General features: G+C 40.3%; 27 protein-coding genes. All 27 read right to left on the bottom strand.

The features are described from left to right. The 27 genes from H1A11_RS17360 to rpsS all read right to left on the bottom strand — a co-directional run bounded on the left by H1A11_RS17360 (nucleotide 1) and on the right by rpsS (nucleotide 13,307). A complete protein-coding gene (locus H1A11_RS17360) occupies nucleotides 1-540 on the bottom strand; it encodes a hypothetical protein (RefSeq protein ID WP_005833536.1) in 540 nt (179 codons plus the stop codon). A 109-nt stretch (nucleotides 541-649) separates the two neighbouring features. Continuing rightward, nucleotides 650-1,063 (bottom strand): hypothetical protein, encoded by a 414-nt coding sequence (locus H1A11_RS17355; RefSeq protein WP_117601013.1) that lies wholly within the window; start codon nucleotides 1,061-1,063, stop codon nucleotides 650-652. Nucleotides 1,064-1,203: 140 nt separating this feature from the next. After that, nucleotides 1,204-1,707 carry a 50S ribosomal protein L17 gene (gene rplQ, locus H1A11_RS17350; protein WP_181757501.1) on the bottom strand — a complete coding sequence of 168 codons (504 nt, stop codon included), beginning with the start codon at nucleotides 1,705-1,707 and terminating at the stop codon, nucleotides 1,204-1,206. Between the two features lie 3 nt (nucleotides 1,708-1,710). Then, entirely contained in the window at nucleotides 1,711-2,703 is a 993-nt protein-coding gene (locus H1A11_RS17345; RefSeq protein ID WP_117601011.1) for a DNA-directed RNA polymerase subunit alpha, read from the bottom strand. 11 nt (nucleotides 2,704-2,714) lie between these two features. Continuing rightward, nucleotides 2,715-3,320: a 30S ribosomal protein S4 gene (gene rpsD / locus H1A11_RS17340; RefSeq protein WP_005825685.1), complete on the bottom strand. Its 606-nt coding sequence runs from the start codon at nucleotides 3,318-3,320 to the stop codon at nucleotides 2,715-2,717. 117 nt (nucleotides 3,321-3,437) lie between these two features. Next, entirely contained in the window at nucleotides 3,438-3,827 is a 390-nt protein-coding gene (gene rpsK / locus H1A11_RS17335) for a 30S ribosomal protein S11 (RefSeq protein WP_002558049.1), read from the bottom strand. An 11-nt stretch (nucleotides 3,828-3,838) separates the two neighbouring features. Next, a complete protein-coding gene (gene rpsM, locus H1A11_RS17330) occupies nucleotides 3,839-4,219 on the bottom strand; it encodes a 30S ribosomal protein S13 (protein ID WP_005941839.1) in 381 nt (126 codons plus the stop codon). Nucleotides 4,220-4,253: 34 nt separating this feature from the next. Then, a complete protein-coding gene (gene ykgO, locus H1A11_RS17325) occupies nucleotides 4,254-4,370 on the bottom strand; it encodes a type B 50S ribosomal protein L36 (RefSeq protein ID WP_002558051.1) in 117 nt (38 codons plus the stop codon). A 9-nt stretch (nucleotides 4,371-4,379) separates the two neighbouring features. Further along, nucleotides 4,380-4,598, bottom strand: a complete 219-nt coding sequence (gene infA / locus H1A11_RS17320; RefSeq protein WP_002558052.1) for a translation initiation factor IF-1 — start codon at nucleotides 4,596-4,598, stop codon at nucleotides 4,380-4,382. A gap of 9 nt (nucleotides 4,599-4,607) precedes the next feature. After that, on the bottom strand, nucleotides 4,608-5,408 hold the full coding sequence (gene map, locus H1A11_RS17315; RefSeq protein WP_117601010.1) for a type I methionyl aminopeptidase: 801 nt from the start codon (nucleotides 5,406-5,408) through the stop codon (nucleotides 4,608-4,610). 13 nt (nucleotides 5,409-5,421) lie between these two features. After that, on the bottom strand, nucleotides 5,422-6,765 hold the full coding sequence (gene secY / locus H1A11_RS17310; RefSeq protein ID WP_005825690.1) for a preprotein translocase subunit SecY: 1,344 nt from the start codon (nucleotides 6,763-6,765) through the stop codon (nucleotides 5,422-5,424). A 4-nt stretch (nucleotides 6,766-6,769) separates the two neighbouring features. Beyond that, a complete protein-coding gene (rplO, locus tag H1A11_RS17305; protein WP_005825692.1) occupies nucleotides 6,770-7,216 on the bottom strand; it encodes a 50S ribosomal protein L15 in 447 nt (148 codons plus the stop codon). 30 nt (nucleotides 7,217-7,246) lie between these two features. Further along, complete coding sequence (gene rpmD / locus H1A11_RS17300) at nucleotides 7,247-7,423, bottom strand: 50S ribosomal protein L30 (RefSeq protein WP_004291222.1); 177 nt, start codon at nucleotides 7,421-7,423, stop codon at nucleotides 7,247-7,249. An 11-nt stretch (nucleotides 7,424-7,434) separates the two neighbouring features. Then, entirely contained in the window at nucleotides 7,435-7,953 is a 519-nt protein-coding gene (gene rpsE, locus H1A11_RS17295) for a 30S ribosomal protein S5 (protein WP_005825693.1), read from the bottom strand. A 5-nt stretch (nucleotides 7,954-7,958) separates the two neighbouring features. Further along, nucleotides 7,959-8,303 carry a 50S ribosomal protein L18 gene (gene rplR / locus H1A11_RS17290; protein ID WP_005656518.1) on the bottom strand — a complete coding sequence of 115 codons (345 nt, stop codon included), beginning with the start codon at nucleotides 8,301-8,303 and terminating at the stop codon, nucleotides 7,959-7,961. A 20-nt stretch (nucleotides 8,304-8,323) separates the two neighbouring features. Beyond that, on the bottom strand, nucleotides 8,324-8,893 hold the full coding sequence (gene rplF / locus H1A11_RS17285) for a 50S ribosomal protein L6 (protein ID WP_005825696.1): 570 nt from the start codon (nucleotides 8,891-8,893) through the stop codon (nucleotides 8,324-8,326). A 15-nt stretch (nucleotides 8,894-8,908) separates the two neighbouring features. Then, nucleotides 8,909-9,304 (bottom strand): 30S ribosomal protein S8, encoded by a 396-nt coding sequence (gene rpsH, locus H1A11_RS17280; RefSeq protein WP_004291226.1) that lies wholly within the window; start codon nucleotides 9,302-9,304, stop codon nucleotides 8,909-8,911. Between the two features lie 54 nt (nucleotides 9,305-9,358). After that, a complete protein-coding gene (gene rpsN / locus H1A11_RS17275) occupies nucleotides 9,359-9,658 on the bottom strand; it encodes a 30S ribosomal protein S14 (protein ID WP_005825697.1) in 300 nt (99 codons plus the stop codon). A gap of 4 nt (nucleotides 9,659-9,662) precedes the next feature. Next, nucleotides 9,663-10,220 carry a 50S ribosomal protein L5 gene (rplE, locus tag H1A11_RS17270; RefSeq protein ID WP_117601009.1) on the bottom strand — a complete coding sequence of 186 codons (558 nt, stop codon included), beginning with the start codon at nucleotides 10,218-10,220 and terminating at the stop codon, nucleotides 9,663-9,665. Then, nucleotides 10,220-10,540, bottom strand: a complete 321-nt coding sequence (gene rplX, locus H1A11_RS17265) for a 50S ribosomal protein L24 (protein ID WP_117601008.1) — start codon at nucleotides 10,538-10,540, stop codon at nucleotides 10,220-10,222. Before rplX ends, rplE begins: the two co-directional genes overlap by 1 nt. Nucleotides 10,541-10,560: 20 nt before the next feature. Further along, entirely contained in the window at nucleotides 10,561-10,926 is a 366-nt protein-coding gene (gene rplN / locus H1A11_RS17260) for a 50S ribosomal protein L14 (protein ID WP_005825700.1), read from the bottom strand. 2 nt (nucleotides 10,927-10,928) lie between these two features. After that, nucleotides 10,929-11,198 (bottom strand): 30S ribosomal protein S17, encoded by a 270-nt coding sequence (gene rpsQ, locus H1A11_RS17255; protein ID WP_005825701.1) that lies wholly within the window; start codon nucleotides 11,196-11,198, stop codon nucleotides 10,929-10,931. Then, entirely contained in the window at nucleotides 11,195-11,392 is a 198-nt protein-coding gene (rpmC, locus tag H1A11_RS17250) for a 50S ribosomal protein L29 (RefSeq protein WP_117601007.1), read from the bottom strand. The genes rpsQ and rpmC overlap by 4 nt, the downstream gene beginning before the upstream one ends. A gap of 5 nt (nucleotides 11,393-11,397) precedes the next feature. After that, nucleotides 11,398-11,832, bottom strand: coding sequence for a 50S ribosomal protein L16 (rplP, locus tag H1A11_RS17245; protein ID WP_004291234.1), 435 nt, complete (start codon nucleotides 11,830-11,832; stop codon nucleotides 11,398-11,400). Between the two features lie 21 nt (nucleotides 11,833-11,853). Then, nucleotides 11,854-12,585 carry a 30S ribosomal protein S3 gene (rpsC, locus tag H1A11_RS17240; protein ID WP_004291235.1) on the bottom strand — a complete coding sequence of 244 codons (732 nt, stop codon included), beginning with the start codon at nucleotides 12,583-12,585 and terminating at the stop codon, nucleotides 11,854-11,856. 5 nt (nucleotides 12,586-12,590) lie between these two features. Further along, a complete protein-coding gene (rplV, locus tag H1A11_RS17235; protein ID WP_004291236.1) occupies nucleotides 12,591-13,001 on the bottom strand; it encodes a 50S ribosomal protein L22 in 411 nt (136 codons plus the stop codon). 36 nt (nucleotides 13,002-13,037) lie between these two features. After that, complete coding sequence (gene rpsS / locus H1A11_RS17230; protein ID WP_002558070.1) at nucleotides 13,038-13,307, bottom strand: 30S ribosomal protein S19; 270 nt, start codon at nucleotides 13,305-13,307, stop codon at nucleotides 13,038-13,040. Nucleotides 13,308-13,323 lie beyond the last annotated feature (16 nt).

Below are 13,323 nucleotides of genomic sequence, written 5' to 3'. Positions count from 1 at the left end.
TTATGCAGTTTTACATTTCTCCAGGAAAGTAGACACTGCAACCGCATCGCTACCCGTATAGTAGCGTACGGAAGTTACCGGAGTATACGTGTAAGGCACAAACTGATACAACTGTACAGCCGCAAATTTATTGTCCTGAGAAATCATGACATCCATGCGCACATTTCCACTGCCGCTACTTTTTATTTCAGTCTCGCCATTCAGCTGTTCATTCTCAATCATATCTGTAAGTTTGCCCAAATATTTCAAATCGAAGAAAACACTGCGTTCCTTGGTCACACTGCCCGTCGGCAAATAGACCACTTCCTTCGATTTCCAAAACAGACGGAACACGCCAAGCAAGACGAATGCCGTACCCAGCACCATCAAAGCCATGCTGAGAGTGGAAGATTTATCACTCATCTCAAAAATGGATGCAAAAATAAAAACACCGACCAGCAGCATAGCTACTGAAAAGATAAGTCCTGAAACACTGGTACGCTTTACAATATCGGGATGTGAAGACGCAAAAAGAGTTGCGTCAATAGTTTGAGTTGCCATAATTATAATATGTTTTAATGAATTTATTAGAAATAGAAAATACAGTATTCCCCTGCAAAAACACATAGTCTGACCATACACAAGGGAAAAAGGAAGATTCAATAAAACACTAAATGAGAATACGCCTTAGTGTGAAAATGTAATATTCGCACACCGGCTGGCAACGATAATAGGCAGTGGCATCATAGAGTTTCTCACGATGCAGAGACAAAACAGCCGCTCGCTGGGCCAGTTTGTCAATCCAGTCCTTTAAAGAAAATATATATTCCGTGGTAGAAATACGCTGTATACGGGAGTACGTCAGCGAATGTAATTGTCCACCCATGCCCGCCAGCTCTGCATCCGGCAGATAAGGTAATTGAGGCATCGCAATATAGGCATCAGTCTGCTCATGTACGGCAATAGTATTCTCACTCACAACATTCCCCCCACTTGCCGCTTTATTTGCAAATGCATCGCTTGCAGTCTGCCATAAAGCCAATGCAAGCACCATGAATCCTATGAATCTTAAGAATTTAGCCATATCTATGTGCAAATATAACAGTTTCTACCAGGAATTTGTTTTGTGCACACATCTTTTAATGTTTCTTGGATGATTTATAGGAAAAAAAAGCCGTTCCAAACAAATTGGAACGGCTTCTATATATAAAAAGAATAGTTGAATTATTCAGCTTTAGCTTCCTCAGCAGCAGGAGCTTCGGCAACCGGTGCAGATGTTTCTGCAGCAGGAGCAGCTTCAGTAGCAGCGGCTTTCTTTGAACGGCGGGTACGAGTAGCCTTCTTGGCAACCTTTTCCTTAGCCATATTTTCGTTGTAGTCAACGAGTTCAATGAAGCACATTTCTGCGTTGTCACCCAAACGGTTACCAGTCTTGATAATACGAGTGTAACCACCCGGACGATCAGCAATCTTCACAGAGATTTCTTTAAACAGTTCAGTTACAGCATACTTGTCTTGCAAATTGCGAAATACAACACGACGGGAATTAGTCGTATCGTCTTTAGCCTTTGTAATCAAAGGCTCAACAAACTTCTTCAGAGCTTTAGCCTTTGCAACGGTCGTAGTGATTCTTTTGTGCTTAATCAAAGAACACGCCATATTAGCCAACATAGCGTTTCTATGAGAGGCAGTACGACCCAAATGGTTGAATTTCTTATTATGTCTCATTTTTTATTCTTTATCTAATTTATATTTAGAAATATCAGTTCCAAACGACAGATTCAGACTTTCCAGCAAATCATCAAGCTCGGTAAGCGATTTCTTTCCGAAGTTTCTGAATTTCAGCAAATCCGTCTTGTTGAATTGTACCAAGTCACCAAGAGTCTCTACATCTGCAGCCTTCAGACAGTTGAGGGCACGTACAGAGAGATCCATATCAACGAGCTTGGTCTTCAGCAACTGACGCATGTGCAATACTTCTTCATCAAACTCTTCATTGCCGTCAGCATCATTTGTTTCCAGCGTAATCTTCTCGTCAGAGAAAAGCATGAAGTGATAAATCAGAATCTTTGCTGCTTCTTTCAGGGCTTCTTTCGGATGAATGGAACCGTCGGTAGTAATCTCAAGTACCAGTTTCTCGTAGTCGGTCTTCTGCTCTACACGGAAGTTCTCTACCTGATACTTCACATTACGTATCGGAGTATAAATAGAATCGATAGGAATTACGTTCACATCGGTGCAATATTCGCGGTTTTCGTCAGCAGGAACATAACCACGACCTTTGTTGATCGTAATATCTATCTGCATAGTTGACTTTGAATCTAAATGACAAATAACTAATTCAGGATTTAACACTTCAAATCCAGTCAAATACTTACCTATGTCACCTGCTTTAAATTCACTTGAATTCTCGACCGTAATACTTACTTTCTCACTCTCGAATTCTTCAACTACTTGCTTGAATCTCACTTGTTTCAGATTCAAGATAATGTTAGTAACATCCTCTTTTGCCCCCGGAACACTGGAAAATTCATGCTCAACACCGTCTATCTTGATAGTAGTGATAGCAAAACCTTCCAATGAAGAAAGCAGGATGCGGCGCAGTGCATTACCCACGGTAATACCGAAACCGGGCTCCAACGGACGAAATTCGAATTTTCCGAATCTAGAGTCCGCTTCCAACATTAATACTTTATCAGGTTTTTGAAATGCTAATATCGCCATGAAATTAATTATTATTTAGAATACAATTCTACGATCAAATGCTCTTTAATGTTTTCAGGAATGTCTGCTCTTTCAGGTACATGCAGCAATTTGCCAACCTTAGAGTTATCATCCCATTCCAACCAAGGATATTTGCTATGGTTAAAACCAGCCAGTGAGTTAGCGATAACTTCCAATGATTTGGATCTTTCACGAACACCGATCACCTGACCCGGTTTTACTGCATAAGAAGGAATATTCACAACCTCACCGTCTACAGTAATGTGCTTGTGGCTCACCAACTGACGAGCAGCTGCGCGAGTAGGAGCAATACCCAAACGGAATACGATATTGTCAAGGCGACCTTCCAACAATTGGAGAAGGATTTCACCAGTAATACCTTTAGCAGTCTCAGCCTTCTCAAACAAGTTGCGGAATTGTTTTTCCAAAACGCCATAAGTATATTTAGCCTTCTGTTTCTCACGAAGTTGAACACCGTATTCAGAAGTCTTTCTCTTTCTGGAATTACCGTGCTGTCCGGGAGGATAGTTCTTCTTTGACAATACTTTATCTGCTCCAAAGATACCTTCACCGAATTTACGGGCTATTCTTGATTTTGGTCCAGTATATCTAGCCATTTCTTTTAAATATTTAATTGTTTATTCATGAACTTGGGTTTGTTGCAGCCGCGATTGCAGAGAGAAAGTTTACAATCCAATAACAAAATCAAGTCTCACTTCTATTAAAGGTAAATTTTAAACTCTACGTCTTTTCGGAGGACGACAACCATTGTGCGGAAGCGGAGTTACGTCAATGATTTCAGTAACCTCGATACCTGCACCGTGGATAGTTCTAATAGCAGACTCACGTCCGTTACCCGGGCCCTTCACATATGCTTTTACCTTTCTCAAGCCAAGATCGTATGCTATCTTAGCACAATCTTGAGCAGCCATCTGTGCTGCGTAGGGAGTGTTCTTCTTTGAACCTCTAAAACCCATCTTTCCGGCAGAAGACCAAGAAATGATCTGACCTTCGCTGTTTGCCAGAGAAACAATAATGTTGTTAAAAGATGAATGAACATGCAACTGTCCATTAGCATCAACCTTCACATTTCTCTTTTTTGCTGCAACTGTTTTTTTTGCCATATCAACAATTATTATTTAGTAGCTTTTTTCTTATTAGCAACGGTTTTCTTTCTACCCTTACGAGTACGGGCATTGTTCTTTGTGCTCTGACCTCTTACTGGAAGACCAATACGATGACGAACACCACGATAGCAACCGATATCCATTAAACGCTTAATGTTCAATTGAACTTCAGAACGAAGATCACCTTCAACCTTATACTCTGCACCAATGATCTCACGAATCTTGGCAGCCTGATCATCCGTCCAGTCTTTTACTTTCAGGTCTCTGTCAACACCTGCTTTATCCAAAATTTTTGCTGAACTACTACGACCTATACCATATACATAGGTCAACGCAATTTCACCTCTCTTGTTTTGAGGCAAATCGACACCAACTATTCTTATAGCCATATACTAAATTATTTTTTTTGCAAAAATAATAATATTATCCTTGACGTTGTTTATACTTAGGATTTTTCTTGTTAATAACATACAAACGGCCATTACGTCTAACGATCTTACACTCTGGCGTACGTTTCTTTAAGGATGCTCTTACTTTCATATCTTAATTTTATTTATATCTAAATACAATTCTTCCTTTCGATAAATCATAAGGAGACATTTCGACTCTTACTTTATCCCCTGGCAGGATTTTGATGTAATGCATCCGCATCTTACCGGAAATATGTGCAGTAATCTCATGTCCGTTTTCTAATTCAACACGAAACATTGCATTAGACAATGCTTCAACTATAACTCCATCTTGTTCTATTGCAGATTGCTTTGCCATATTAATTTCTTAAATTGCTTTATCTCCTAATACTTCTTCAATGAACTCGAATGATGACAATATATCAGCTTCACCAGCACCGACTGCTATCGTATGTTCAAAATGAGCTGCACACTTGCGGTCTTTTGTCCTCACCGTCCAGCCATCACGCTCCATGAGTATTTGTCGGTTACCTAAAGTTATCATCGGTTCAATGGCAATGCACAAGCCTTTCTTCAGCATTGTCCCATAACCACGTTTTCCGTAATTGGGGACCTGAGGATCTTCATGCATTTCCTTGCCTATTCCGTGACCCACAAACTCACGCACCACACCATAAGAATTAGATTCGCAGTGCTGCTGTATCGCATAGCCGATATCACCCAACCGCTTGCCGTGAACGGCATTCTGTATCCCTATGTACAATGCTTCTTTAGTAACCTTCAGTAATTTGCGGACCTCTTCGTCAACTTCACCTACACAAAACGTATAAGCTGAGTCGCCACAAAAGCCATTCATGTAAGTACCACAATCAACAGACACGATATCACCGTCTTTCAATACCACATTATCTCCCGGAATACCATGTACCACTTGGTCATTTACAGATGTGCAAATAGAAGCTGGAAACGGATCGCCATATTGATTAGGAAAACCTTTAAAGGTTGGAACAGCACCATTGTCTCTGATGAACTCTTCCGCTACCCTATCCAGCTCTTTTGTTGTCACTCCGGGCCTTATAACCTTAGCTATCTCAGCCAACGTCTTTCCAACAAGCAAATTACTCCTGCGGAGCAGCTCTATTTCATCTTCTGTTTTAAGAAATATCATTCTTCAAAAAAGATTAATATGCAGCTACATTACCACTGCGGCCTTTAATACGTCCGGATTTCAGCAAACCGTCATAGTGTCTCATTAACAAATGACTTTCTACCTGCTGGAGAGTATCAAGCACCACACCCACAAGGATTAACAAAGATGTACCGCCAAAGAATTGAGCAAACTCAGCTTTCACACCGAATATGCCGGCAAATGCAGGCATAATGGCAACCAAGGCCAAGAAGAAAGAACCAGGCAAAGTAATACGTGACATAATCACGTCAATATACTCGGCAGTTTGCTTTCCTGGCTTGATACCCGGAATAAAACCATTGTTTCTCTTCATATCTTCAGCCATCTGAGTCGGATTAATAGTAATTGCAGTATAGAAATACGTAAACAATATAATCAACACTGCAAAAATCAAATTATACCAAAAGCTTGTATGATCAGTCAATGCACGTACGAAACCGCTTGCATCATTTACATTCGAGAACCCAACAAGAGTGATAGGAATAAACATGATAGCCTGAGCAAAAATGATAGGCATCACGTTAGCAGCATTCACCTTCAAAGGAATATACTGTCTAGCACCGCCATATTGCTTGTTACCCACAATCTTCTTCGCATATTGAACAGGAATCTTTCTAGTTCCCTGCACCAAAAGAATAGCGAATGCAATAACAACCAGCAACACAACAAGCTCAATCAGGAACATTACCAGACCACCAGTCTTGTCCGTCATACGGGAAATCAATTCCTGGAATAAGGACTGCGGCAGACGGGCGATGATACCAATCATGATAATCAGCGAAATACCATTACCGATACCCTTATCCGTAATTCTCTCACCAAGCCACAAAATAAACATACTTCCAGCCGCTAAAATAATGGTAGAAGTAAACATAAACAGAGTCCAATCTAATGAAGCATTTAAAGAAGGACCAGCCTGCATCTTAAGATTGAGCAAATAAGAAGGAGCCTGAACCAAAAGAATAAGAATCGTCAGATAACGAGTATATTGATTCATTTTTCTTCTACCACTCTCACCTTCGCGCTGCAATTTTTGGAAATACGGAACCGCAATACCCAGCAGCTGAATCACAATGGAGGCAGAGATGTACGGCATGATACCCAATGCAAAAATAGAAGCATTGGAAAATGCTCCTCCGGAAAACATGTTTAACAAGGCTAAAAGACCTTCGCTTGTCTGTTGATGCAATTGTGTCAGCATTGACGGATTGATCCCCGGCAAAACGACATACGAACCAAAACGGTAGATTGCCACAAACAATATGGTAATGAGGATCCGTTGTCTCAGATCCTCAATTTTCCATATATTCTTTAATGTTTCAATAGCTTTTCTCATTGAATTAGAGTTTTACTACTTGTCCACCAGCAGCTTCGATGGCAGCAACAGCAGTCTTAGAAAATGCATGTGCCTGTACATCCAACTTAGCAGTCAAAGTTCCGTTACCTAATACTTTTACCAACTGGCTTGCAGAAATGAAACCAGCAGCAATGAAGTCACTGATACCTACAGTCTGCAAGTTCTTTGCTTCAGCCAATTTCTGAATTGTATCCAAGTTGATAGCCTTATACTCTACACGATTGATATTTTTAAAGCCAAACTTAGGAACACGACGTTGAAGAGGCATCTGACCACCTTCAAAACCGATTTTCTTAGAGTATCCAGATCTTGATTTAGCTCCTTTATGACCTCTAGTAGAAGTACCTCCCAAGCCAGAACCCGGACCACGTCCAATTCTCTTTCTTGTTTTAGTAGATCCCTCTGCAGGTTTTAAATTACTTAAGTTCATATTGTAATTCGTTTTATATTCAACAAATAATTACTTAACAATGGTAACCAAGTGTTTAACCTTATCCACCATTCCAAGAATTGAAGGAGTACATTCGTGTTCAACCACACGATTCAACTTATGAAGCCCCAGTGCATCGAGAGTTCTCTTCTGATCAGCAGGAGCACCAATTCTACTTTTAACTTGTTTAATCTTTATAGTCGACATATTCTTCCTCCTTATCCTCTAAATACTTTTTCCATACTAACTCCTCTGTTCTGGGCAACCATACGAGCATCGCGCATTTCACTCAATGCCAAGATAGTAGCCTTTACCAAGTTGTGCGGGTTGGAAGAACCTTTTGACTTAGCCAAAACGTCTGTTACACCAACACTTTCCAATACGGCACGCATTGCACCGCCAGCAACAACACCGGTACCGTGAGAAGCCGGTTTAATAAATACTTCAGCGCCACCGAACTTTGCAGACTGTTCGTGAGGAACTGTACCTTTCAGTACAGGCACTCTTGTCAGGTTTTTCTTTGCAGATTCAACACCTTTGGCAATAGCAGCGGTTACTTCACCAGCTTTACCAAGGCCCCAACCGATGATGCCTTCTTCGTTTCCTACTACCACAATAGCAGAGAAACTAAAAGTTCTACCACCTTTGGTTACTTTGGTTACACGATTAATAGCAACCAATCTGTCTTTCAGCTCTATATCGTTTGTAATCTTAACTCTATTATTAAGTCCTGCCATAATGATTAAAATTTAAGTCCACCGTTACGGGCAGCATCAGCCACCTCTTTTACTCTCCCATGATACAAGTAACCATTACGGTCGAAAACAACAGTAGTAATACCTGCTTCCTGAGCTTTTTTCGCAATCAGTTCACCTACTTTAGCAGCTTGTTCCTTCTTAGGCATTTTTTCAGTCATACCCAAAGAAGAAGCGGCAGCCAATGTCTTACCGGACAAGTCGTCGATAATCTGAACATAGATTTGCTTGTTACTTCTAAATACACTCATACGCGGGCATTCAGTAGTACCTGAAATTTTGTTGCGTACTCTATATTTGATCTTAATTCGTCTTTCTATTTTTGTTGTCATAATAATATCAATTTAAATGATTATTTAGCACCAGCTGATTTACCAGACTTTCTACGAATTTCTTCGCCAACAAACTTAATACCCTTACCCTTATACGGTTCAGGCTTACGGAAAGAACGTATTTTAGAGCAAACTTGACCAAGTAACTGCTTGTCGCAAGATTCCAATATAATCAAAGGATTCTTGTTTCTTTCAGACTTAGTCTCAACTTTAACTTCAGGAGGCAACTGTATAAAGATACTGTGAGTATAACCTAAAGCCAGTTCAATGATATTTCCCTGGTTAGAGGCACGGTAACCTACACCGACAAGTTCCAATTCTTTCTTATATCCTTCTGATACACCAACAACCATGTTGTGTACCAATGAACGGTATAATCCATGGAATGCATGCTTTTGCTTAGGATTATCCAGCATTGCATTTTCATTCTCAGCCAAAACAACATGACCGTCTTCGATGGTAACATTGATAGCAGGATTTACATATTGGCTCATTTCGCCTTTGGGTCCCTTAACGGTAACCACGTCATCTTTCAGAGTAACTGTTACTCCAGCGGGAATACTAATGGGTAATTTTCCTATTCTTGACATTGCTAATTCCTCCTATTAATATACATAACACAAAACTTCACCACCAATCTTTAGTTCAGCGGCTTCTTTGTTGGTCATTACACCCTTGGAAGTAGATATTATAGCAATACCCAAACCATTAATAACACGCGGCATGTCTTTATAACCGGTATATTGACGCAAACCCGGAGAAGAGATTCTCTCCAGCTTCTTGATAGCGTTAACCTTGTTTACCGGATCATACTTCAAGGCAACTTTAATTGTACCTTGAGGACCATCTTCTACAAACTTATAATTAAGAATGTAGCCCTTTTCAAAAAGAATCTTAGTGATTTCTTTTTTCAAATTTGAAGCCGGAACTTCCACAACTCTGTGCTTCGCTTGAATAGCGTTCCGCAACCTCGTCAAATAATCTGCTATTGGATCAGTCATATAAAAAATAAATTAAATTAATCAGGCCTACCCTGACAATATTTAAAAACAAAATTACCAGCTTGCTTTCTTTACACCGGGAATAAGACCGTTAGAAGCCATCTCACGGAACTGGATTCTGGAGATACCAAACTGACGGATATATCCTTTAGGACGACCAGTCAGCTTGCAACGGTTGTGCATACGAATCGGATTAGAATTCTTAGGCAGGTCCTGCAATTTCTGTGCAGCTTCAAAAGCTTCAGCAGGATCACCAGTTCTAACGATTTGCTTCAACGCAGCTCTCTTCTCGGCATATCTGGCTACTAATTTAGCACGCTTTACTTCACGTGCCTTCATTGATTCCTTTGCCATATTATCAATCTTTTTTAGCGTTTTTAAACGGTAAACCGAATTCCTTCAACAAGGCATACCCTTCTTCATCTGTTTGCGCAGAGGTTACAAAGGTAATATTCATTCCGAGAATTCTAGTAATACTATCGATATTAATTTCAGGGAAAATGATTTGTTCCTGAATACCAAGGGTATAGTTACCCTTACCATCGAACTTACTTTCAATACCCTTGAAGTCGCGAATACGAGGCAGAGCTACACGAACCAACTTTTCAAGGAATTCGTACATTCTCTCACGACGCAGAGTTACCATAACACCAATCGGCATTTTCTTACGCAACTTAAAGTTTGCAATATCCTTACGAGAAATGGTTGCCACGGCTTTCTGACCAGTGATAGCAGTCATTTCATTAATTGCCACTTCAATAATCTTCTTGTCAGCAACAGCCATACCCAAACCTTGATTGATAACAATCTTCTTAAGTACGGGTATCTGCATAGAAGAAGAATACTGGAACTGTGATTTCAATGCAGGCGCAATACGGTCTGCATATTCTTTCTTAAGGCTAGCAGTATTACTCATTACTTAATCTCCTCTCCTGATTTTTTAGAATAACGCACTAAAGTGCCTTCAGCACTTACTTTTCTACCAACACGCGTTGCTTTACCAGTCTTTGGATCAACGGGATTCAAATTTGACAAGTGGACAGAAGCTTCCTGCTTCACAATGCCACCTTGTGGGTTTTTAGCATTCGGTTTTGTGCTCTTAGACACCATGTTGATACCTTCAACGATTGCGCGGTTTTTATCAACAAGAACCTTCAATACACGACCAGTCTTACCCTTGTCTTCACCGGAGTTTACATAAACTGTATCGCCTTTTTTAATATGTAATTTACTCATTACTCAAATCTTTTACAATATTAAAGTACTTCAGGAGCGAGTGACACAACTTTCATGTTAGTAGCACGAAGTTCACGAGCTACCGGACCGAAAATACGACTACCTCTAATTTCACCTGCATTGTTCAACAACACGCAAGCATTATCATCAAAACGTATGTAAGAGCCATCAGCACGACGGATTTCTTTCTTAGTACGTACGATCAAAGCTTTAGACACTGCACCTTTTTTAATATCACTTGAAGGGATAACGCTCTTAACAGAAACGACAATCACGTCCCCTACTGAAGCATAGCGACGACCTGTACCACCCAAAACACGGATACAGAGAGCCTCTTTTGCCCCACTATTATCACATACTGTAAGTCTGGATTCTACTTGTATCATAATTACTTAGCTCTTTCAATTATTTCTACCAATCTCCATCTCTTAGTCTTGCTCAAAGGACGAGTTTCCATGATGTGTACAGTATCGCCGATATTGCACTCATTCTTTTCATCATGAGCATGGTACTTCTTCGTCTTGCTAACGAACTTACCATATATGGGGTGTTTCTCCTTAAACTTAGCTGCTACTGTAATGGTCTTATCCATCTTGTTGCTCAGCACAACCCCAGTTCTTTCTTTTCTTAAATTTCTTGCTTCCATCAAGCTCATCATTTATTGTTAAGTTCTCTTTGGCGTAATTCAGTCTTCATACGCGCAATAGTCCTGCGTAATTGTTTGATCTGAGCAGGATTATCCAAAGGAGAAATAGAATGATTTAAAATCATTTGGTTGTAATTAGCTACTTCTGCTTCAACTCTTTCTACCAAGTCGTTGGTAGGCATCTCTTTAATTTCTGCTATTTTCATACTCCTTACGCATTTTGATTTTGAATATCATAATCACGTCTAACCACAAACTTGGTTGTGATAGGAAGCTTCTGTGCAGCTAAGCGCAAAGCCTCTTTAGCGATTTCATAAGATACTCCTTCGGCTTCGATAATAATTCTACCCGGTGTAACTGGGGCAACGAATCCCTCCGGTGCACCCTTACCTTTACCCATACGCACATCAGCTGGCTTTCTGGTAATAGGCTTGTCGGGGAAAATACGAATCCAAATCTGTCCTTGACGTTGCATATATCTTGTCACTGCAATACGCGCAGCTTCAATCTGACGGCCTGTAATCCATTTCGTTTCCAAGGCCTTAATACCAAAAGATCCGAAAGCCAACTGGTTTCCTCTTTGGGCATTACCCTTTTGACGGCCTTTTTGTTGTCTTCTGAATTTTGTTTTTTTCGGTTGTAACATAATTCCTAAAAATCAAATTCGTTAGCGATTATTTTTCTTTCTTTTGAAGTTCTTTCCGCCATTGTTTCCGCTATTGCTTCCACGACCACTTTCCTTGCTTTGCGTAAAGTTCGGAGCCAACTCCTTCTTACCATAAACTTCACCTCTACAAATCCAAACTTTAATACCGAGAAGACCAACCTTAGTCAATGCTTCTGCATGACAATAGTCGATATCTGCTCTGAAAGTGTGCAACGGAGTTCTTCCTTCCTTATACATTTCAGAACGAGCCATTTCTGCACCATTCAAACGTCCTGAAATCTGAATCTTGATACCTTCCGCACCCATACGCATTGTATTGGCAATGGCCATCTTAATGGCACGACGGTAGGCAATTTTGCCTTCAACCTGACGGGCAATGTTGTTAGCCACGATAACAGCGTCCAACTCAGGTCTTTTAACTTCGAAGATATTAATCTGAATATCCTTATCCGTAACCTTCTTCAACTCCTCCTTCAACTTGTCAACTTCTTGGCCACCTTTACCGATAATGATACCCGGACGTGCAGTACAAACGGTAATAGTCACGAGTTTCAGTGTACGTTCAATTACAATTCTTGACACACTAGCCTTTGCCAGACGAGCGTTCAAATATTTACGAATCTTGCTATCTTCCAGCAGAGAGTCGCCGTAATTCTTTCCACCATACCAATTGGAATCCCATCCTCTGATAATTCCTAAACGGTTGCTTATTGGATTAACTTTTTGTCCCATTTACCTTAATTTTGATCTTCGTTATTACTTTTAGAACCAACGAACAACGTTACGTGGTTTGAACGTTTACGAATTCTGTAACCTCTACCCTGCGGAGCCGGTCTCATTCTTTTGAGTGTGGCACCACCATCAACAAAAATCTTGGTTACGAACAGCTCGCCACTTTCAGCTTTACGTTCGTTTTTCTGCTCCCAGTTAGCAATTGCAGAGCGCAGCAACTTTTCCACTCTTGCGGCAGCCTCTTTTGAAGAGAACTTCAAAACGCCGAGTGCTCTGTTCACCTCCATCCCACGAATCATGTCAGCCACGAGACGCATTTTACGGGGGGAAGTAGGAACATTTTGCAATTTCGCAAAATACATGGTCTTAAGGGCTTCTTTTCTTTTTTCAGCCGATATTTTTTTTCTTGCTCCCATTATATTATTACTTTATTATTTCAGATAAATCCTGTTTTATTTTTTCTTGTTACCAGCGTGTCCTCTGAAAGTACGAGTTGGAGCAAATTCTCCCAACTTGTGTCCTACCATATTTTCGGTAACATAAACAGGAATAAATTTATTTCCGTTGTGAACTGCAACAGTATGGCCTACGAAATCAGGCGAAATCATTGAAGCTCTGGCCCAGGTCTTAACTACCACTTTCTTGCCCGATTCATTCATGGCAAGCACTTTCTTCTCAAGCTTAACGTTAATATACGGACCTTTTTTTAATGAACGACTCATAATTTACTCAATTAAT

Origin of the sequence: Bacteroides sp. CACC 737 (assembly GCF_013874375.1) — a bacterium.
In the GTDB taxonomy this organism is placed as follows: Bacteria; Bacteroidota; Bacteroidia; order Bacteroidales; family Bacteroidaceae; genus Bacteroides; species Bacteroides uniformis.
This window is presented reverse-complemented; position numbering and strand designations above follow the sequence as displayed.